The following is a 19103-nucleotide window of genomic DNA, read 5'->3' on the forward strand; positions in this document are numbered from 1 at the left end:
TTGATCAAGCACTTTCACTCGCCTGGGCCACAAACAACACCACTTGCCATGGACTGCTGACCAGCCTGGAAGCCGGCGCGGCAATCAGCAACGGCAACTGCCCGTCGAACCATTGGCCTTCGGCCGTCACCACAAACAACCGCGTATCGTCGCCGACGCTGTAGGCCACTTGTTCATTGCGACTCATGGCCTGATGGGACAAGCCGCTCATGCGCTGGCGACTGAGCATCGCAATGTGCGGCTGCGACGCAATGATCGCCCCGCGCAACCATTCGCTCGCGGCCTGCTCGCTGGCACCGTTGGGCATGCGCAAACCGATGACCAGTCGTTGGCTCGGCTGGTCGTCGGGCAATTGAATCGAGAAGAACTGTTCGTTGCGTTCGAATGCCAGGCTGCGATAACCGGCGCGGATCAGTTCGAGGGTCTTTTCCAGCCAGTCGAGCACCGCCTCATAGCCGCGCTGCAACTCAAGAAAATCCAAAGGAGCGAATGCCGGAACACCGGCCAATGGATCGAGCGCCGACCAGGCGCCAGCCAGCCCGAGCAGCAAGCCATACAGCGCCTGAGGCGTCGCCACCCGACTGTTCAGCAGGCCTTCGACTTCCGGCAGCCGCGCCCAGAGCGCCGTCAACTGGCGGCGAATTTCCAGCGCATCGTCCTGATTGCCGGCCTGCTGCGCCTGGCGCAAACGACCGGCGAGGAACATGCATTTCTCCCGCGCCCGGGCACACAGCGCCGCCACGCGCCGACCCACTACCGACTCGAGCAACAGGCACGGCGTCGGCGGGGTGTACGGCAACTGAAGAAAGCCGCCGCCCTCCTTGCGAATTCTCAGCAACGGCAAGCAGACCGAATCCGCCTTGTTCAACTGCGTGCACAAACGCGGATTCGGACGCCAGACTGTGATCGATTCCGGGTACTCGCCACTCGTGAGATCCGGCAACGCGTCGCCGACCACCGATTGCAATCGGCCCTTGAGCGGCAGTAATTGACCGGCGCGCCACAGCGGACTGATCGCCAGGTAAACGGTAACGGTGGCGTTGTCCGTGGCGTCGATCGCTTCACTGACGTCGAGCTCCAGCATCGGCCCGACACCAGCCTGCAGATTGACCGGCAAACCGTCCGGCAAGGTCGCCTGTAAATTGATCAGTCGTACGAGCCCGGCGCTCAATGCCGAGGGATCGAACTCAACGCGAGTCACACCCCAGAACCACGGATTACAGGCCTGGGCGAAATGCGCCACCAGCGCCTCGGCCCGCAGCCCTTGCAACTGAAAATGCTGGGGCAACAACTGCATGCCCTCATGCCAGCAAACCGCGTCAGGTAGCAGACTCATACGATTCCCTTCGACGTCTCGTGTAGCCGCGCCAATGGCGGCCTGGCCCTGTGTTCAGTTCGGGTGGTCGCTGACCAGCGTCATCTCGCGACTGTCGAACTTGAGCCAGGCGTTGCTCTGATCGTCCAGCCGTAACCGGTGTGCTCCGGGAGTGTTATAGCTGGCGAAGACTAAAAGTCCAGCCGCCCGCTTGCCCCCCAGCGGGAAGGGTTGTTTGTCGATGAATTGACCGGGTACCAGCTCCAGCCCCCAGACGGTCATCAGCTGTCGGTAGTCGCGCTGAAACTGCTCGCGTTCGGCGAACCACTGCCGGGCGGTGATGCCCGACAACTGCTTGAGCAGGTCCGCGTCGTTCACCGCGATGAAGTCCACCGCGATCGGGGTGTCATCGTTGGCGCGGGGCGCGACGTCCAGCGTCAGGTTATCGAGGTCGACGCGAGGCCCGAACAACGAACACCCGGCGAGTGACAGGAACAGAACCAAAGAAAATAAACGTGCGTACAAAATGAGTTTTCCTTTTCTCGACACGGTCCAAAATTGCTTTTTGTTTGCTTTTTTATAGACCTGTTCTAGCGTCTTGGGTAGTTCGGTCGGCACGACGAATGTGGAAGGTTCGTCAAAGGAATGACAGGTCCTCTGCCCTCCCTTTCTAACCTACGGTCCAGTAAGGGAATGCGATGAAACGGGCCTCCCGATGCATTGCGCCCGCCTCATGCATCGGAGTCAGCCACCATGGCAGAAAGTACTCAGCACAAGCTCGACAGGGTTCGTCCACCCCGGGTGCAAATCACCTACGACGTCGAAATCGGCAACGCCATCGAGAAGAAAGAATTGCCGTTGGTTGTCGGCATTCTCGCCGACCTCTCCGGCAAGCCTCTGGAGCCACTCCCGAAACTGAATGAACGGCGCTTCACCGAAATCGACCGCGACAACTTCAACGAAGTGCTCGCCTCGATCGGCCCGCGCGCCACCTTGCAGGTCAACAACACCCTCAGCGGCGACGACAGCAAACTCAACATCGAGCTCAACTTCAAACACATCGACGACTTCGACCCGGTCAAGGTGGTCGAGCAAGTGACTCCACTGCGGCGTCTGTTCGAAGCCCGTCAGCGTCTGCGCGATCTGCTGACCAAGCTCGATGGCAACGATGATCTGGACAAGCTGTTGCGAGACGTCATCGCCAACACCGAGGGCCTGCAAGAGATCAAGTCTGCCCGTCCGGAAACCGCTGCTCCCGCTCCTGCTGGCGACAGCGAAGCACCGGCAGAACCGCAAGCCTGATCGTTCATCCACTTAGGGAGAATTCGCCATGCCCGCCTCATCCGCCGCCCAGAGCCAAGCCAACGACAGTACAGCCCAGACCTTGTCTCTGCTCGATGAAATAATCGCCAAAGGCCGCATGGCCCATGACGACAGCCAGCAAGATTACGCCCGCGACATGCTCGCGGAATTCGCCACCCAGGTACTCGACGAAGGCATGGCCATCGACAAGGACACCGTGGCGATGATCAACGACCGCATCAGCCAGATCGACGAGCTGATCAGCGCTCAGCTCAACGAAGTGTTGCACCACCCGGACCTGCAAAAACTCGAAGCTTCCTGGCGCGGCCTGCACCTGTTGGTGAAGAACACCGAGACCAGCTCCCGGCTGAAATTGCGGTTGCTGAACGTGACCCAGAAAGAGCTGCAGAACGACTTGGAAAAAGCCGTCGAGTTTGACCAGAGCGCACTGTTCAAGAAGATCTACGAAGAGGAATACGGCACCTTCGGCGGCCACCCGTTCAGCCTGCTGGTGGGTGACTACACCTTCGGCCGGCACCCGCAGGACATCGGCCTGCTGGAGAAGCTCTCGAACGTCGCGGCGGCCGCTCACGCGCCATTCATTGCTGCCGCCAGCCCACGGCTGTTCGACATGAACAGCTTCACCGAACTGGCCGTACCGCGTGATCTGTCGAAAGTGTTCGAAAGCCAGGAGCTGATCAAGTGGCGCTCGTTCCGCGAAAGCGAAGATTCGCGCTACGTCTCGCTGGTGCTACCGCACTTCCTGCTGCGTCTGCCCTACGGCCCTGACACATCACCGGTGGAAGGCATCAACTACGTCGAAGACGTCAACGGCAGCGACCACGGCAAATACCTGTGGGGCAATGCCGCGTGGGCCTTGTCGCAACGGATCACCGAAGCCTTCGCCAAGTACGGCTGGTGCGCGGCGATTCGCGGTGCCGAAGGCGGCGGTGCAGTAGAAGGATTGCCGGCCCATACCTTCCGTACCACCTCTGGCGATCTGTCGCTCAAATGCCCGACCGAAGTGGCGATCACCGACCGTCGTGAGAAAGAGCTCAACGACCTCGGTTTCATCGCCCTGTGCCACAAGAAAAACAGTGACGTGGCAGTGTTCTTCGGCGGCCAGACCACCAACAAGTCCAAGCTCTACAACACCAACGAGGCGAATGCCAACGCGCGGATTTCGGCGATGCTGCCGTACGTGCTCGCGGCCTCGCGTTTCGCGCACTACCTGAAGGTGATCATGCGCGACAAGGTCGGCAGTTTCATGACCCGCGATAACGTGCAGACCTACCTCAATAACTGGATCGCTGACTACGTGCTGATCAACGACAACGCGCCGCAAGAGATCAAGGCGCAGTACCCGTTGCGTGAAGCCCGGGTGGATGTGACCGAGGTGGCCGGCAAACCGGGTGCCTACAAGGCCACGGTGTTCCTGCGGCCACACTTCCAGCTTGAAGAGCTGACCGCGTCGATCCGCCTGGTCGCGACCCTGCCGCCACCGGTAGCCGCCTGACCCGCCTCCCGCCGGGGCCGACCCGGCGGGATTCCCCCTGCTTATCTGGCACGATTACTTTCAGGAGTTTCATGCGATGGATGCAATCATTCTCGACCTCGGCGGCGACATCAAAGGCGATAGCCTGCTCGAGGGTTACAAGGACAAGATCGAAGTCATGTCCTACAGCCACAACGTGGCGATGCAGGTGACCAACGACGTCAGCAACTCGGAGCGCACCTCCGGCAAGCCGCACATCGGCGAATTCACCTTGACCAAATTCGTCGACAGCTCGACGCCCTCCCTCAACGAATATTGCTGCGCCGGCAAACCGATCCCGGAAGCCAAAATCACTATCGGCCGCAACGCCGCCGAAGGCAGCGGTCAGTTGATGCCGTTCATCATCTACACCCTGACCAACGTCGTGCTGTCCAACGTCAGCGTCAGTGGCGGTACCGGTGGCAAACCGGTGGAAACCCTGTCGCTGAACTTCACCAAGATCAAGTGGGAACTCACCGCCCAGAAAGACGACGGCACCAAGGAAGGCACGGCCGCCTCGACCTGGGACATGGCCGCCAACAAACTCATCAAAGCCAAGTAAGCGGACGCGTCGGCCATGGCAGGCACCGGCATTCTCCCACCGTTGTTCGAGCGCCTCGCCGCAAGCGAGGTCGACACCGTGCAGGTGTTCGATCGCCAGGGGCTGCTCGACTCGGTGCACACGGAGTTGCTGCGCCTGTTCAGTACCCGACGCGGCCAACGTCCACTGACCACCCCGCCGAGCATTCTCGACTACGGCATCGCTGACTGGACCGCCTTGCAACAGCAGCGCAGCGATGACCGTCGTCAGTTGGCGCGGGAAGTCCGCGAGGCCATCACCCATTTCGAACCGCGCCTGCAACTGGGCGAAGTTCAGGTCAATCCGGTCCCCGGTCATCCGCAGCAACTGAGCATTCGGCTACTGGGCGAGTTGCGCAGTGGCCAGCAGCACTGGCCCGTGGCATTTGTCATCGAGAAGGTCAGCGATGGCCTTGAGGTGCGTCATGAGCGACTCGATTGACCCGCAACTGCTCGATTACTACCAGCGCGAACTGACCTGGCTGCGGCACGCCGGAAGCATTTTTGCCGAGCGTTACCCCAAGGTCGCCAGACGCCTGGAACTGTCCCCCGGTGAATGCCCCGACCCGCATGTCGAACGACTGCTCGAAGGTTTCGCCTTGCTCGCAGCACGCCTGCAACGGCGGCTCGATGACGACTACGCCGAATTCAGCGACGCCTTGCTCGAACAGCTTTACCCGCTGGCCATGCGACCGTTGCCGTCCTGCGCGATCGTGCAGTTCGAGCCGGATCCGAGCAAAGGCAACCTCGCCGGCGGCTACCCGCTGCCACGGGACACGCCGCTGTTCGTCACCACCAGCAAAGGCGAAAGCATCCATTTTCGCACCAGCGCCGCGGTTCGATTGTGGCCGCTGGAAATCAATGAAGCGCTGCTGCTGGGCAGCGACGAAGCCCAGGCCCTGACCGGTGTTGCACAAGCGCGCTCGGCCCTGCGCCTGAGCCTGCGTTGCCTCGGCGAAAGCCAGTGGTCGGAGTTGGCGATCAAACAGTTGCGCGTGCACCTGGCCGCCTCCCCGGTGATCAACGCCTGTCTGTATGACCTGCTCGGCGCCCACGCCGTGAAGGTGCTGGCCGGCCCCGTTGGTAGCGTGCCGAAAATGTTGGCGGGGCTGCCAGATATCGTCGGTTTCGCCAGCGACGAAGTGCTGTTGCCGGACGAGGACGGTGTGCATCCGGGCATGCGCCTGCTCGCCGAATACTTTGCCTTCCCGGACAAATTCAATTTCTTCGATATCCCGTTGGCCGGTGCCACCAGCGACAGCCAGACGCTGTACCTGTACATCGTCTTCGACCGCGCCCCGGCCAACCGTCTGCACCTTCAGGCCAGCGACTTCGCCTTGGGCTGTGCGCCGGTGATCAATCTGTTTCCGCGAACCTCGGAGCCCCTGCGCCCGGACGGCACCCGCAGCGAGTACCGCCTGGTCGCCGACAGTCATCGGGAAAACAGCGTCGAGATCCACAGCATCCGGGCGATGCGCGCCAGCTCCAGTCAGGGTGTGCTGCGCGTTCCCGCCTATTACGGCAGCCAGCATATCGGCGGTAAAAAGCAATGCTATTGGCACGCACGACGGGTCAGTGGCATGACCCCGAATCGTCTGGGCACCGACCTGATGGTGAGTCTGGTGGATACCCGGCTCGATCCATTGACCGAGGCCAGCGAATACAGCCTCACCGCCGAACTGCTGTGCACCAACAGGCATCTGGCCCAGAGCCTGCCGGCCGGGACGCCACTGGGTTTTGAACGACCAGGGCCAGTGGCCTGGGCTCGTCTGCGCAACCCACCCAGTCCGCAAAGCCTGCCACGTCTGGACGGCGAATCCCGTTGGCGGCTGGTGTCGCAACTGACCCTCAATCATTTGTCGCTGGTCGAGGGGCCACAGGCGCTGGAAGCCCTTAAGGAAATCCTCCAGTTGCACAACCTGCGTGACGAGGCCAGCGCCCTGCGACAGATCGACGGTTTGTTAAGTCTCGGCTGCGAACGGGTGATCGCCCATGTCGGCGAAGACGCCTGGCGCGGTTGGCGCAATGGGCTGGAAGTTCAGCTGCAACTCGATCCGCAGCATTTCGTCGGCAGCAGTGCCGTGTTGTTTTCAGCGGTGCTGGCGCAGTTCTTTTCACTCTATGCCACGGCCAATCGCTTCGTGCGCACGGTTCTGGTCCAGTCAGACAAGGAGGTCAAGACATGGCAACCCCAAGCCGGCATGCCACTCTCCCTCTGAGCCTGAGCCAGAAGCTGCGGCGTCATCCGCAGGCGTTCGAGTTGTTGCAGGCCTTGCTGTTGCTGGAGCGCGAACACCCGCAAGCCGAATCCCTGGGCAGCGGCACCGCGCCTCAAGCTGAAGCCCTACGCCTGCGCGGGCCGTTGACGCCGCTTTTTTCCGCCAGCGAAATCGAAAGCCTGACCCAGGAAGCGGGCCAGCAACCGACGCTCAGTACTCCGGTGTTCGGCCTCGGCGGGCCCGACGGTCCCCTGCCCTACGCCTATCAGGAATGGCTGCAACAACGGGCCCGCGCCAAGGACCATGCACCGGCCGAGTTCCTCGATTTGTTCCAGCATCGCTTGCTCAGTCTGCTGTACAAGGTGATGCGCAAACACCGGATTGCCGTCGGCTTCACCGCCCCCGGCGCGTCCCCGGTGCAGGCGCAACTGCGGGCGCTGACCGGGCTGCTGCCCAAAGCCTTGCAGGAACGTCAGGCCGTCCCCGATTCCGCCGTGCTGGCGTGCAGCGCGCTGTTTGCCGACGGGCGTCGCTCCCTCGCCGGTTTCGCCGCGATCGTGCGCGAGCATTTCGAACTGCCGGTCGCACTCAGCGCCTATGAAGGTGCCTGGCGGGAAATTCCGCCGGCCAGTCGCAGCCGTCTGCAACCGGGCGGGCGCAATCTGCAACTGGGCCGCAGCGCCGTGGCCGGCACCCGAGTCTGGGATGAACACGCCGGCATCCGCCTGACCCTCGGCCCGCTGACCTCGGCGCAGGCGGCACGATTTCTTCCGGACGGCGAATCCCATCCAGCACTGGCCAGCCTCAGCGCGCTGTATTTCGGCCCCGATCTGGATTGCACGCTGGTGCTGTTGGTGCGTGGTGCCAGCCCAATGAAACTTGGTCGCCAAGCCCCGCCCTTGCTCAGTTGGAACGGCGGCCTGCAACGCCAGACCAGCCTCGCCGTGCAACGGATCGAAACCCGCCTTCGTCAGCTGGAGATCACCTGAACATGGAACTGGCCAGCCTGATCGGACGCCTCAACCCGGACAACCGCCGCGCCCTCGAACGGGCCGCGCAACGTTGCCTGCAACGGGGTCATCATTACGTCGAAATCGAGCATCTGCTGCTTGAACTGCTGGACATCGAGGGCGGTGACTTCGCCTGGTTGCTGCCGCGCTTCGGCCTGGAGCGCGATGCCCTGACGGCGGAAATCAACAAGGCCCTGGAACTGTTCAAATCCGGCAGCACCCGCACCCCGGCGCTCTCGGCGCACACCATCGGCCTGCTCGAAGACGCAGTGGTTCAGGCCAGCGTGCTTGGCCTGGAAAGCATTCGCTCCGGCTTGTTGCTGTTGGCCTTGCTCGACCGCGACGAGCGCCGCAGCCTGCTGCTCAATAGCGCCTCGTCGCTGTTGAAAATTCCGCGGGAAGCCTTGCGCAGCAACCTGCTGGAATGGACCGAAAACTCACGTGAACACGTCGGCGGCACGCGGCCTGTCAATGCCGGCAAGCCGCAGCCGAAACAGGATTCGGTGCTCGATCAGTTCACCCAGGACCTGACCGCCGACGCCCACGCCGGGCGCATCGACCCCATCGTCGGCCGCGACGGCGAGATTCGCCAGTGCATCGACATCCTGCTCAGGCGTCGGCAGAACAACCCGATCCTGGTGGGCGCGCCGGGCGTGGGTAAGACAGCGGTGGTCGAAGGACTGGCCCTGCGCATCGCCGCCGGCGATGTACCGCCGTCGCTGCAGGAGGTCAGTCTGCGGGTACTCGACCTCGGTTTGTTGCAGGCCGGGGCCGGGGTCAAAGGCGAGTTCGAACAGCGGCTCAAAGGTGTGATTGACGCGGTGCGCAGCGCCGATAAACCGATCATTCTATTCATCGACGAAGCCCACACCCTGATTGGCGCTGGCGGCGCGGAAGGTGGCAGCGACGCGGCCAACCTGCTCAAACCGGCGCTGGCCCGTGGTGAGTTGCGCACCCTGGCCGCCACGACCTGGCTTGAGTACAAAAAATATTTCGAGAAAGACCCGGCCCTCGCCCGGCGTTTTCAGTTGGTGCAAGTCGAGGAGCCGGACGAAACCACTGCCGTGGAAATGCTCCGTGGCGTGGCCGCGAAACTGGAACAGCACCACGGCGTGCAGGTGCTGGATGCGGCGATTCACGAAGCGGTGAAGTTGTCCCACCGCTACATCTCCGGGCGCCAGCTGCCGGACAAAGCCATCAGCGTGCTCGACACCGCCTGCGCCCGGGTCGCCCTCGGCCAGCACGACGTGCCGCCACCGCTGGAAAGCCTGCGCCATCGCCAGCAGAGCCTCAAGGATGAAGTCGAACGCCTGCGTCGCGAACAGGCCACCGGGCTCGATCACCGTGAACGCATCACCCTGCTGGAAACCGAATCCGTCAGTAACGTGCAAGCCATTCGCGACCTGGAAATCCGCTGGAACGAAGAACGGATTGCCGTGCGCGAACTGCTGGAAACCCGCCGTGAGTTACTCACCTTGAGCGAGCGCGCCGACAACGACAAACCGGACGAAGCCACCGACAGCCGCATCGATCATCTGGCCGCCGAACTGGTACGACTCGAGGCCGGACTGGACGCCATTCGCCAGGACGATCCGCTGGTGCCGGAACAGGTCGACGCAAAAACCGTGGCCGCCGTGATCGCCGGCTGGACCGGCATACCCGTAGGCAAGATGCTCGCCGACGAAGCCCACGCCGTCCGCACCCTCGGCCAGCGCATGGGCCAACGGGTCATGGGCCAAAGCACCGCGCTGAACACCATCGCCCAACGCCTGCAAGCCTACCGCGCCGGCCTCACCGACCCACAAAAACCGGTCGGCGTATTCCTGCTGGTCGGCCCCACCGGCGTGGGCAAAACCGAAACCGCTTATGCGTTGGCCGACGCGCTCTACGGTGGCGAACGCAACCTGATCAGCATCAACCTTTCCGAATACCAGGAAGCCCACACCGTCAGCCAACTCAAAGGCGCCCCGCCCGGCTACGTCGGTTACGGCAGCGGTGGCGTACTCACCGAAGCAGTGCGGCGCAAACCCTATTCAGTGGTGTTGCTCGACGAAATCGAAAAGGCCCACCCGGATGTGCTCGAAGCCTTTTACAACGTCTTCGACAAAGGCGTCATGGAAGACGGCACCGGGTTGGTGGTGGATTTCAAAAACACTGTGATGTTGGCTACCAGCAACGTCGGGGCTGAGTTGCTGCTCGACACACCGGTCGCGCAACTGGGCACCGATGCGTTCAACGAAACGTTGCACAAAGTCCTGCTAAAAGCGTTTCGGCCAGCGTTTCTGGCGCGTATGACGGTGGTGGCGTATCGGCCGCTGGATGAGGCGACGCTGGAAGGGATTGTGTTGGCGAAACTGGAGAAGTTGCGCGGACGGTATAAGGCTGCGACCGGGAAGCAGTTTGAGTTCGATGCCGGGATTGTGCAGGCGGTGTTGGCCAAGTGCAGTGCGGCGGGTGCGAGGGATGTCGAGAATGTGTTGATGACGCAGGTGACGGGGAAGTTGGCGGAGTGGGTGTTGGAGTAGCGAAGCTGATCGCGAAAAATTCAACAGTCACTATTTAATGTGTCGATATAAAAGGAGTTAGTCATGGCACCTGATGGAACTACGAAAGCGTTACTTGCTCGCCACTTTGGTAATTTACCCGGCCCGGAGAAGGAAACGTATGACGTTGCACAAGCGCTATCGGAAGTATTGAAACATAATGGTGTATACACCCCTGGGGTAGTCGCTGTTTGTTGGTCCGCGCAAGGGTATTGGTACACAGCTGTATCACCCGACATACAGAGAAACATCAAAGCAGTCGCCGGTGCAGTTGGCGTGACCAACTGGTTGTTCTGTGCGACCCGCTTGGCCATTGATGCAACCAATTACAACTATGAACAGGGAATCTGTGCTTGCACCACGACCCTGCCGGTAATAAGCGGGAATTATGCTAACCCGGGATGCGCGGAGAAAAAAATCATCAGCTCGGTGCACCGGTGGGGAGATGTGATCGAACAGCTTTCCCTGATCGGACACCCCGACATTGACAACACAAGAGTCCTTCACTCTTACGTAGCCGTCGGAGATAAACACGGCGCCTACCTCGCCCCCTGCAGCAGTTGCCTTCAAGTTGCAAAAATTTACGCTCAATGAAGGACGGTGGCACTTGAGAATCGGAAGTTTCAACGTTGAAAAAAATGGCAAGTCCTCGACACTGGACAAGCAGACGCAAGTCGATTTCTTTATCCACAATTGCTGCTCCAGCAATTATTGGGACGCGGATATTGTTTTCTTATGCGAAATACATTCAGCGCAGATCGACAACTACCGCTCGAACCTCGCAGCCATTTATCAGAATTACAGCGTGTATTCCTTCACCGGCGGTTATTCAAATGCCTACATTGTCCTGGTCAAAAGTTTTGAAGCCCTTCAAGTGTGCAGCCAGGGCAGCCTGCTTGGCTTGAACAGGGACCTGATTGCCGTGGAGGCTCACGGAGTGAGGGGTTACACCGGTTATGTTTTCCTCGCGCATTTCAAGTCCGGACAGAATGGACTGACCAGAAGTCAGCTCAAGTCCTGCACAGCGCTGGGTGGAAGATGGGTAGCAACGGGCGACCTGAACCTGGATTATCAGAACGTCGGGCAACTCGACACTGCGGGGCTTGCCTATGAATGCTGGGGAGGCCAACAAACTCAAAATAAAGGTGGCATTCTCGACTGGGTCTTGGCGTCAGTGGATGTGACGGTCGCTCCCGTTGATCTCACCGGGCTTGGACATGTGTTTGATATGTCCGGCCCCGATCATCGTCCTATTCTTTTCGACGTCACCGGTTGATGGTCATCGGCTGAAGATTCAATTGCCGTTGTCACGCTGCCCCATGGTTTAACCAAGGCCACTTTATGCCCCGCACCACCGACAGCAACACCAGCCTTTCCCTCACCGCCACCTCACTGTCGGCGCTGTACCCTGAATCGCTGTCTGGCGAAGAAACCCTGAACGCTCTGGGCTCGCAAATCCTGAACGGCCTCAACGACGGCGCCTCCCTCACCCTGACCACCGCCGTCGCCACCCACGTCACCGCCACCCTGCACAACGACGCCCTGACTCGCCCGTTGGACGCACTGGTCGCCGAAATCCGCCAACTCCCCGCCGACGCCACCGCCGAGCGTTATCAGCTTGTACTACGGCAATGGCTCTGGTGGCTGACCCTGGCCAGCAACAATCGCGTGTTCCAGAACCTCAGCACTTCAGACATCGTCACCACCATTTTCAAGGCCCACGCCTTCACCGACTTCAAGCTCTCACTCACCGGCACTTACACCCCGCGCGAATACTGCGTGCAGTACGGCGAAACCGATTTCGCGTTCGTTTCGCGGCTGCTGGAAGAAGAAGGGATTTTCTGGTTTTTCACCCACGAGGACGGCAAGCACACGCTGGTGCTGGGCGACAGCAACGACGCGTTCGTGCCGATCCCCAACGGGCCGAAGGTCAGCTATCTCGGCCAGCAGTTGGGCGAGCGTGAATTGCATGGCATTCGCTCCGGGCAGGTCTGTGTGCAGGCGGTGGCCGGGGTGTATCGGGCGACGGATTATGAATTCACCACCCCGACCACTTCGCTGTACGGTCAGGCTGAAGCGGTGGCCGGGCCACGGTCGATGTACGAACATCCGGGTGGCTACAACGCCAAGGCTCGGGGCGATGCGCTGACCAAGCAGCGGGTCGACGGGTTGCGCAGTCAGGAGAAGCGTTTTGTCGGTGAGAGTGACTGCCGCTGGCTGGTGCCGGGGCACTGGTTCACCCTCGCCGGGCACGATGACTCAACGTTGAATATCGATTGGGTGGTGACGGCGGTCACTCACGAAGCCAGCCATGACAGTTATCGCAACCGCTTCGAAGCCATCCCCAAGGCAACGCCATTCCGCCCGCAACGAACCACGCTGAAGCCACGAATGCACACCCAGACCGCCGTCGTCGTCGGCAAGTCGGGCGAAGAAATCTGGACCGACGAGTACGGCCGCATCAAGTTGCAGTTCCCGTGGGATCGCGATGGCAAGAACGACGAAGCCAGTTCCTGCTGGGTCCGTGTGGTGTTGCCCTGGAGCGGCAAGGGTTTCGGCATGCAGTTCGTGCCGCGCATCGGCCAGGAAGTCATCGTGACCTTTATCGACGGCGACCCGGACCGACCGCTGGTGACCGGTTGCGTCTACAACGGCGACAACGCCCTGCCCTATGCACTGCCGGCGAATCAGACCCAATCCGGGATCAAGACCCAATCGTCCAAGGGCGGCGGTGGTTTCAACGAGCTGCGATTCGAGGACAAGAAGGACGCTGAAGAAGTATTTCTCCAGGCGCAGAAAGATCTGAAGATCAACGTGCTCAACGACACAATCGCCACCGTCGGCCACGACGAAACCCTGACTGTGCAGAACGCCCGCACCCGCACGGTAAAAGAAGGCGACGAGACCGTGACCCTGGAGAAAGGCAAACGCAGCGTGACCATCCAGACGGGGAGCGACACTCTCGATGTGAAGGACAGTCGCACGGTGACCGTGGGCGCAGACCAGACCCACAGCACCGGTGGCAACTACACGCACAAGGTCACCGGTGATTACAGCCTGACGGTGGACGGCAACCTGACCATCAAAGTGACCGGCACCCTGACCCTGCAAAGCGGCGGCAGTTTCACGATCAAGAGCGGCGCGGATCTGGCGGCCGAGGCCAGCACCTCGATCAGCCAAAAGGCCGGCACCTCACTGAGCAATCAGGCCGGCACCTCACTGGAGAACAAGGCCGGCACGACAATGACCAACGATGCCGGGATCAGCCTGACCAACAAGGGCGCTGCCTCGCAGACCGTGGATGGCGGCGGCATGCTGACCATCAAGGGTGGTCTGGTGCAGGTCAACTGACGAGGAGAACCCATGGCCATCACGCCGCTGGATTTGCAGCAGAACGATAAACAGCTCAAAGGGCGCTTGCTCGATGGCCAGCTAGACGGTGCGCTGCACATCAAGGATGACGGGCGCGCACAGGCTGATTTGCACTACAACCGAGGCGAGCTGCAAGGCACTACCCTGCTCTACCACCCCAATGGCAAGGTCTCGGCGCAGTTGCCGTTTGTGCGTGACAAGCTGCAGGGGGTTGCCAGTTTCTATGCCCCCGAAGGCAGTCTGCAGCGCAAGGCGACTTATCGCCGAGGGCTGTTGCATGGCGAGGCGTTCAATTATTTTCCCGATGGGCAACTGGCGGAGGTCGAGTTTTACCGCGACGGTGTGCGCGACGGGCGCTATCAACGCTTTCATCCCAACGGCAAGCCGGCCGTCGAGGCTCGGTATCTCAACGGTCAATTGCTGGAGCCGGAACAGGGCTTCGCCAGCGACGGACGACCATTGGACGCCGACGGCAAGCCGATCTCACGAGTGCGCTGGTGGTTCAGACGCTGGAGCGATCCCGAGCAGGCCTAAGCTCTGTTGTGGGCGATCAGGGAATCAGCATCTGCATTTGCCCCGGCATCACGATTTTGATCACTCCGGCCCAGTTGCACATCAAGGTGCTATTGGCATCGATGGCCGGCATGCCGCCCAGCAGCAGGGTCGGCGCGCCGCCGGGAATCCAGGGGGTGGCAGTGGCCGGGATGCAGGGCATCGGCGTCAGTACGCCAAGCGCCGCGGCGGTGGCGGCCGCGACCATCGGGTTGGCCATGCTCATGCACGTGCCGAACGGCATGACGTTCACCAGCGGAATGTGATCCATGATGTTCGCCGCCGGCATGCCTCCGGTCAGTGTGCGGTTCACTGGCAGCACGTTGAGTACCGCCGGTGCCGCGCCGAAACTGCATTGCAGGGTCGCGGTGGCGCAAACTTGCGGACAGCCCATGTCGAATCTCCTTCCTGGAAAGCGGCGCTCCCCTGAAACCATAGTCCGCCGAGCCTGTTCGTGCACATCAGGAACGCTGATTATCCGGCAACACGCTAACCTATAAGACCGTGCCGCGCTTGTGGCCACCCCGGCGCACCATTAGATTAGCCAATGATGTCTGGCCTCCAAAATAAGCAGAAGGGATAAGCATGGCGCTTACTGACCAGTCCACCCGTATCCGCTCCGGCGAAGAACTCGATGCCAGCCTGATCGATCCGTACCTCAAGGCGCACATTCCGGGCCTGAGCGGCTTGCCGAAAATCAGCCAGTTTCCGGGCGGGGCGTCGAACCTGACTTACCTGCTGGAATACCCCGAACAGGAATTCGTCCTGCGTCGGCCACCGTTCGGCCACAAGGCCAAGTCCGCCCATGACATGGGCCGCGAATTCCGCATTCTCAATCAGCTGCGGGACGGCTTCCCCTATTGCCCCAAAGCCTATGTGCACTGCACCGACGAGTCAGTGATCGGCGCCGAGTTTTATGTGATGGAACGGGTCAAGGGCATCATCCTGCGCGCCGAACTGCCGCCGGAACTGGGCCTTGATTCAGCGAAGACCGAAGCCCTGTGCAAAAGCTTCATCGACAAGTTCGTGGAACTGCACCAGGTCGACTACAAGGCCTATGGCCTGGGCGACCTCGGCAAACCCGAAGGTTATGTCGCGCGGCAAATCAAAGGCTGGAGCGATCGCTACGAAAAAGCCCTGACCCCGGATGCGCCGAAGTGGGAAGCGGTCAAGGCCTGGCTCAACGACAAGATGCCGGCCGATCACCCGACGTCGAGCATCGTCCATAACGATTACCGCTTCGACAACGTGATCCTCGACCCCGACAACCCGATGCAGATCATCGGCGTGCTGGATTGGGAACTGACCACCCTCGGCGACCCGCTGATGGACCTGGGCAACACCCTCGCCTACTGGATCGAAGCCGACGACCCGGCGCCGGTGCAATTGATGCGCCGCCAGCCAAGCCACGCTCCCGGCATGCTGACCCGCCGCGAGTTTGTCGATTACTACGCCGAGCGCGCGGGCATCCAGATCGACAATTTCGACTTCTACTACACCTACGGCCTGTTTCGTCTGGCCGGCATCGTGCAGCAGATCTACTACCGCTTCTTCCATGGTCAGACCCAGGACAAACGCTTCGCGCAGTTCATTCACATGAACAAACTGCTGGAGCAGATGAGCCTGCAAGTCATCTCGAAATCCAGCCTCTGATCACGGCCGCTGACCGGGCCCAAAAACAAGGAAAAATCATGTCCAAGACTCAGTTGTTCGACCTCGACGGCAAGATCGCTTTCGTCTCCGGCGCCAGCCGCGGCATCGGTGAAGCCATCGCCAAACTGCTGGCGCAGCAAGGTGCCCACGTCATCGTTTCGAGTCGCAAGCTCGACGGTTGCCAGCATGTTGCCGACGCAATCATTGCCGCTGGCGGCAAAGCCACCGCCATAGCCTGCCACATTGGCGAGATGGAGCAGATCACCCAAGTCTTCGCCGCCATCCGCGAACAGTTCGGGCGCCTGGACATCCTGGTCAACAACGCGGCGACCAACCCGCAGTTCTGCAACGTACTGGATACCGACCTCAGCGCCTTCCAGAAAACCGTCGACGTGAACATTCGCGGCTATTTCTTCATGTCGGTGGAAGCCGGCAAGCTGATGCGCGAGCACGGCGGCGGCAGCATCATCAACGTCGCCTCGATCAATGGTATTTCGCCAGGAATCTTCCAGGGCATCTACTCGGTGACCAAGGCAGCGGTGATCAACATGACCAAAGTCTTCGCCAAGGAATGCGCGCAATTCGGCATCCGTTGCAACGCCTTGCTGCCGGGTCTGACCGACACCAAGTTTGCTTCGGCTCTGGTGAAAAACGACGCCATATTGCAAACGGCGCTGCAGCAGATTCCGCTCAAGCGTGTGGCGGATCCGAGTGAAATGGCCGGTGCGGTGTTGTACCTGGCGAGTGATGCGTCGAGCTACACGACTGGGGTTTCGTTGAATGTGGATGGGGGGTTCTTGTCCTGATCCGATTTACCGGATGAACAAAGGCAGCCTTAGGGCTGCCTTCTTTTTTTGCCCTAATTGATCGTTCCCACGCTCCGCGTGGGAATGCAGCCCGGGACGCTCCGCGTCCCAAAGCGGACGCAGAGCGTCCATTGAGGCATTCCCACGCAGAGCGTGGGAACGATCACGAGAAAGAATTTTAATTCCACCATTTGCAAATAAGGAATATTTATTCCATTAATAGCCCTCCTGAAAATAAAAATCCAAAGGACCCCGGCTATGCGCGAACTCGGTATCGGACTCATCGGAACAGGTTTTATGGGCCGCGCCCATGCCTTGGCCTTTCGCAATGTCAGCGCCGTTTTTGAATTGCCGCTGAACCTCAAACTCGCCGCCCTCGCCGACGCCGACCCGCAACGCGCCCGACATTGCGCCGACGCCTGGGGTTTCGATACCGCTCATAGCGACTGGAAACAACTGATCAATGACCCCAAGGTCAACCTGGTCGCTATCACCACCCCTAACCATCTGCACTACCCCATGGCCATGGCCGCCCTCGCCGCCGGCAAGCCGGTGTACTGCGAAAAACCGCTGGCGGTGAACCTCGAACAGGCCAGCGCGATGCGTCTGGCTGCTAAAGCCGCAGGCGTGGTAACGCGGGTTGGTTACAACTACCAACACAACCCGATCATCGGCCTGGCTCGAGATTTGATCCAAAGCGGCGAGTTGGGGCAGATCATCAGTTTCCAGGGCGAATTCAGCGAAGACTTCATGGCCGACCCCGTATCAACCTGGTCCTGGCGCTGTGACGCCGATTACGCCGGCGGTGCCTTGGCGGACCTGGGCAGTCACTTGCTGGCCATGGCCCGTCATCTGCTGGGCGACGTCGAGGCGGTGTGTGCGGATACCCAGACCGTGCATGTACAACGCCCCGTAACGTCAGGTGGCCAGGAGCAACGCGAGGTCGCGGTCGACGATCAGGTCCACGCGTTGCTTCGGTTCGCCAATGGCGCACGGGGGACGTTCAGCAGCAGTTGGCTCAAACACGGTTACAAGAATCACCTGAGTTTTGAAATCAGCGGCACTCGGGGCACCCTGGCGTTCGATCAGGAACGCTTGAATGAGCTGCGGCTCTATCGCGAAGGGCAAGGCGGGTTCCAACGGTTGCTGGCGGGGCCGGATTTACCGGGTTACGCCGCCTTCAGCCCGGCGCCGGGGCATCAGTTGGGTTACAACGAACTCAAGACCCTTGAAGTGCATGAGTTGGTGATGGCGCTGGCCAGCCTGGGTCAGGACGGGACAGATTTCGAACAGGCATGGGAAGTCGAACGCCTGGCGACAGCGATTCGTTTGGCGGCACAAGAGTCGCGGTGGGTCAGGATCGAAGAAGTCTGACCCGCCACTCAGGCCACACCCGCCAGTCGCACAGAGGACCACTGGCGGTACACGCCATCACACCGGAGCAGGCTTACTGAGTAACGCAACGGGTCAGGGTCGTGGTCCGGGTCACCTGCCCTTCAGCCCTCATCTCACCCTGCACATCGGTGTTTTCGGAGGTCTGACAGGTACGAACCGGTGGCGGTGGCGGCGCAGCAGGTGGCGGCGGCGGCGGACTGGCGCAACCACCCAGAATCGCCACGCAGAGTGCGAGCGACAGTGGCGAAAAAACACTTTTCCCAAAACTGTTCATAGGCTGACCCGCGGTAAGTAATCGACATTTTCCGCGACACAAAAACCACACCGCACACCTCGCGGCCCCGTCACAGAAAAGAAATACCTCGCATTCCTTATAGCCCAGCCACCCGCCAATGCCAGAAAAACACCGGATAGACTGGCTTTGGCTTTTGACCTACCTCAATAGCCATCGCGAGCAAGCCCGCTCCCGCAGTGGATCGGAGGACATCTGCGAGAGACAAGCCAGCGCCTATAAAGCACTGGAGCGATGCAGGCCACTACTCTCAAGCTCATACCGCAACTCATCAACCAAAGCCGCCACCGCTTCCGGCGTCCTGAGCGTCGCCACGCTCAACCCACTGACCACCAGATCCACCTGCCCCGTTGCCGGGTGATAAAGCTTCACCGTCAACGAATTATCCCCCGTGAGCGCACACTCACAGGCCAACGGCGAAAAGCTGCGCTCCAGCTGCGTACGTAATTGCGCCAGATAATTCATCCTGAGTCACCTTGGCGACGGCGCAAAATCGACTTCACGCTTGATCTGTTCGCACCCATGTGGTTG

18 protein-coding genes are annotated in these 19103 nt (G+C 60.7%); 14 read left to right on the plus strand and 4 right to left on the minus strand.

Going from position 1 to position 19103, the window contains the following annotated elements; genetic code table 11:
- Nucleotides 1–4: 4 nt before the first annotated feature.
- Together tssK and MMG91_RS01810 are read right to left on the minus strand one after the other, a co-directional pair.
- Entirely contained in the window at nucleotides 5–1336 is a 1332-nt protein-coding gene (gene tssK / locus MMG91_RS01805; protein WP_310658537.1) for a type VI secretion system baseplate subunit TssK, read from the minus strand.
- Between the two features lie 54 nt (nucleotides 1337–1390).
- Complete coding sequence (locus MMG91_RS01810; protein WP_305506445.1) at nucleotides 1391–1840, minus strand: type VI secretion protein; 450 nt, start codon at nucleotides 1838–1840, stop codon at nucleotides 1391–1393.
- A gap of 228 nt (nucleotides 1841–2068) precedes the next feature.
- Between MMG91_RS01810 and tssB the strand changes: the two genes are divergently transcribed.
- From tssB to MMG91_RS01865, 11 genes are all read left to right on the plus strand, one after another.
- On the plus strand, nucleotides 2069–2617 hold the full coding sequence (tssB, locus tag MMG91_RS01815) for a type VI secretion system contractile sheath small subunit (RefSeq protein ID WP_310658538.1): 549 nt from the start codon (nucleotides 2069–2071) through the stop codon (nucleotides 2615–2617).
- 28 nt (nucleotides 2618–2645) lie between these two features.
- On the plus strand, nucleotides 2646–4133 hold the full coding sequence (gene tssC, locus MMG91_RS01820; RefSeq protein ID WP_305449444.1) for a type VI secretion system contractile sheath large subunit: 1488 nt from the start codon (nucleotides 2646–2648) through the stop codon (nucleotides 4131–4133).
- 76 nt (nucleotides 4134–4209) lie between these two features.
- Nucleotides 4210–4713, plus strand: coding sequence for an Hcp family type VI secretion system effector (locus MMG91_RS01825; protein WP_038984147.1), 504 nt, complete (start codon nucleotides 4210–4212; stop codon nucleotides 4711–4713).
- A 15-nt stretch (nucleotides 4714–4728) separates the two neighbouring features.
- Nucleotides 4729–5172, plus strand: coding sequence for a type VI secretion system baseplate subunit TssE (gene tssE / locus MMG91_RS01830; protein WP_310658539.1), 444 nt, complete (start codon nucleotides 4729–4731; stop codon nucleotides 5170–5172).
- Complete coding sequence (tssF, locus tag MMG91_RS01835; RefSeq protein ID WP_310658540.1) at nucleotides 5156–6949, plus strand: type VI secretion system baseplate subunit TssF; 1794 nt, start codon at nucleotides 5156–5158, stop codon at nucleotides 6947–6949. The genes tssE and tssF overlap by 17 nt, the downstream gene beginning before the upstream one ends.
- Nucleotides 6913–7938, plus strand: a complete 1026-nt coding sequence (gene tssG, locus MMG91_RS01840) for a type VI secretion system baseplate subunit TssG (RefSeq protein ID WP_310658541.1) — start codon at nucleotides 6913–6915, stop codon at nucleotides 7936–7938. Before tssF ends, tssG begins: the two co-directional genes overlap by 37 nt.
- Before the next feature lie 2 nt (nucleotides 7939–7940).
- A complete protein-coding gene (tssH, locus tag MMG91_RS01845) occupies nucleotides 7941–10484 on the plus strand; it encodes a type VI secretion system ATPase TssH (protein WP_305506436.1) in 2544 nt (847 codons plus the stop codon).
- A gap of 63 nt (nucleotides 10485–10547) precedes the next feature.
- Nucleotides 10548–11096 carry a hypothetical protein gene (locus MMG91_RS01850; RefSeq protein ID WP_305506434.1) on the plus strand — a complete coding sequence of 183 codons (549 nt, stop codon included), beginning with the start codon at nucleotides 10548–10550 and terminating at the stop codon, nucleotides 11094–11096.
- 13 nt (nucleotides 11097–11109) lie between these two features.
- Nucleotides 11110–11778 (plus strand): hypothetical protein, encoded by a 669-nt coding sequence (locus tag MMG91_RS01855; protein WP_305506432.1) that lies wholly within the window; start codon nucleotides 11110–11112, stop codon nucleotides 11776–11778.
- 65 nt (nucleotides 11779–11843) lie between these two features.
- The gene (gene tssI / locus MMG91_RS01860; RefSeq protein WP_310658542.1) at nucleotides 11844–13853 is read left to right on the plus strand and encodes a type VI secretion system tip protein TssI/VgrG; all 2010 of its coding nucleotides are present in this window, start codon (nucleotides 11844–11846) and stop codon (nucleotides 13851–13853) included.
- Between the two features lie 12 nt (nucleotides 13854–13865).
- Complete coding sequence (locus MMG91_RS01865; RefSeq protein WP_305412456.1) at nucleotides 13866–14408, plus strand: toxin-antitoxin system YwqK family antitoxin; 543 nt, start codon at nucleotides 13866–13868, stop codon at nucleotides 14406–14408.
- A 16-nt stretch (nucleotides 14409–14424) separates the two neighbouring features.
- Here the strand turns inward: MMG91_RS01865 and MMG91_RS01870 are convergent, their stop codons facing one another.
- Nucleotides 14425–14820: a DUF4280 domain-containing protein gene (locus MMG91_RS01870; RefSeq protein WP_007899527.1), complete on the minus strand. Its 396-nt coding sequence runs from the start codon at nucleotides 14818–14820 to the stop codon at nucleotides 14425–14427.
- Nucleotides 14821–15011: 191 nt separating this feature from the next.
- Between MMG91_RS01870 and MMG91_RS01875 the strand changes: the two genes are divergently transcribed.
- From MMG91_RS01875 to MMG91_RS01885, 3 genes are all read left to right on the plus strand, one after another.
- Entirely contained in the window at nucleotides 15012–16079 is a 1068-nt protein-coding gene (locus tag MMG91_RS01875) for a phosphotransferase family protein (RefSeq protein ID WP_305506426.1), read from the plus strand.
- Between the two features lie 38 nt (nucleotides 16080–16117).
- On the plus strand, nucleotides 16118–16885 hold the full coding sequence (locus MMG91_RS01880; RefSeq protein WP_052964181.1) for an SDR family oxidoreductase: 768 nt from the start codon (nucleotides 16118–16120) through the stop codon (nucleotides 16883–16885).
- 258 nt (nucleotides 16886–17143) lie between these two features.
- On the plus strand, nucleotides 17144–18259 hold the full coding sequence (locus MMG91_RS01885) for a Gfo/Idh/MocA family oxidoreductase (RefSeq protein WP_310658543.1): 1116 nt from the start codon (nucleotides 17144–17146) through the stop codon (nucleotides 18257–18259).
- Between the two features lie 529 nt (nucleotides 18260–18788).
- Here MMG91_RS01885 and MMG91_RS01890 read toward each other — a convergent pair.
- The gene (locus MMG91_RS01890) at nucleotides 18789–19037 is read right to left on the minus strand and encodes a DUF1652 domain-containing protein (protein ID WP_310658544.1); all 249 of its coding nucleotides are present in this window, start codon (nucleotides 19035–19037) and stop codon (nucleotides 18789–18791) included.
- Between the last annotated feature and the right edge of the window lie 66 nt (nucleotides 19038–19103).

Origin of the sequence: Pseudomonas sp. JL3 (genome assembly GCF_031570575.1) — a bacterium.
Lineage (GTDB): Bacteria > Pseudomonadota > Gammaproteobacteria > Pseudomonadales > Pseudomonadaceae > Aquipseudomonas > Aquipseudomonas cucumis.

Excerpts from the sequence above, each read along its gene's own strand:
- MMG91_RS01850 (WP_305506434.1), top strand. The coding sequence starts at position 10,548 with ATGGCACCTGATGGAACTACGAAAGCGTTACTTGCTCGCCACTTTGGT.
- MMG91_RS01865 (WP_305412456.1), top strand. The coding sequence starts at position 13,866 with ATGGCCATCACGCCGCTGGATTTGCAGCAGAACGATAAACAGCTCAAA.
- MMG91_RS01880 (WP_052964181.1), top strand. The coding sequence starts at position 16,118 with ATGTCCAAGACTCAGTTGTTCGACCTCGACGGCAAGATCGCTTTCGTC.
- tssC (WP_305449444.1), top strand. The coding sequence starts at position 2,646 with ATGCCCGCCTCATCCGCCGCCCAGAGCCAAGCCAACGACAGTACAGCC.
- tssK (WP_310658537.1), bottom strand. The coding sequence starts at position 1,336 with ATGAGTCTGCTACCTGACGCGGTTTGCTGGCATGAGGGCATGCAGTTG.
- tssF (WP_310658540.1), top strand. The coding sequence starts at position 5,156 with ATGAGCGACTCGATTGACCCGCAACTGCTCGATTACTACCAGCGCGAA.
- MMG91_RS01825 (WP_038984147.1), top strand. The coding sequence starts at position 4,210 with ATGGATGCAATCATTCTCGACCTCGGCGGCGACATCAAAGGCGATAGC.
- MMG91_RS01875 (WP_305506426.1), top strand. The coding sequence starts at position 15,012 with ATGGCGCTTACTGACCAGTCCACCCGTATCCGCTCCGGCGAAGAACTC.
- tssG (WP_310658541.1), top strand. The coding sequence starts at position 6,913 with ATGGCAACCCCAAGCCGGCATGCCACTCTCCCTCTGAGCCTGAGCCAG.
- tssE (WP_310658539.1), top strand. The coding sequence starts at position 4,729 with ATGGCAGGCACCGGCATTCTCCCACCGTTGTTCGAGCGCCTCGCCGCA.
- tssH (WP_305506436.1), top strand. The coding sequence starts at position 7,941 with ATGGAACTGGCCAGCCTGATCGGACGCCTCAACCCGGACAACCGCCGC.
- MMG91_RS01870 (WP_007899527.1), bottom strand. The coding sequence starts at position 14,820 with ATGGGCTGTCCGCAAGTTTGCGCCACCGCGACCCTGCAATGCAGTTTC.
- tssI (WP_310658542.1), top strand. The coding sequence starts at position 11,844 with ATGCCCCGCACCACCGACAGCAACACCAGCCTTTCCCTCACCGCCACC.
- MMG91_RS01890 (WP_310658544.1), bottom strand. The coding sequence starts at position 19,037 with ATGAATTATCTGGCGCAATTACGTACGCAGCTGGAGCGCAGCTTTTCG.
- MMG91_RS01885 (WP_310658543.1), top strand. The coding sequence starts at position 17,144 with ATGCGCGAACTCGGTATCGGACTCATCGGAACAGGTTTTATGGGCCGC.
- tssB (WP_310658538.1), top strand. The coding sequence starts at position 2,069 with ATGGCAGAAAGTACTCAGCACAAGCTCGACAGGGTTCGTCCACCCCGG.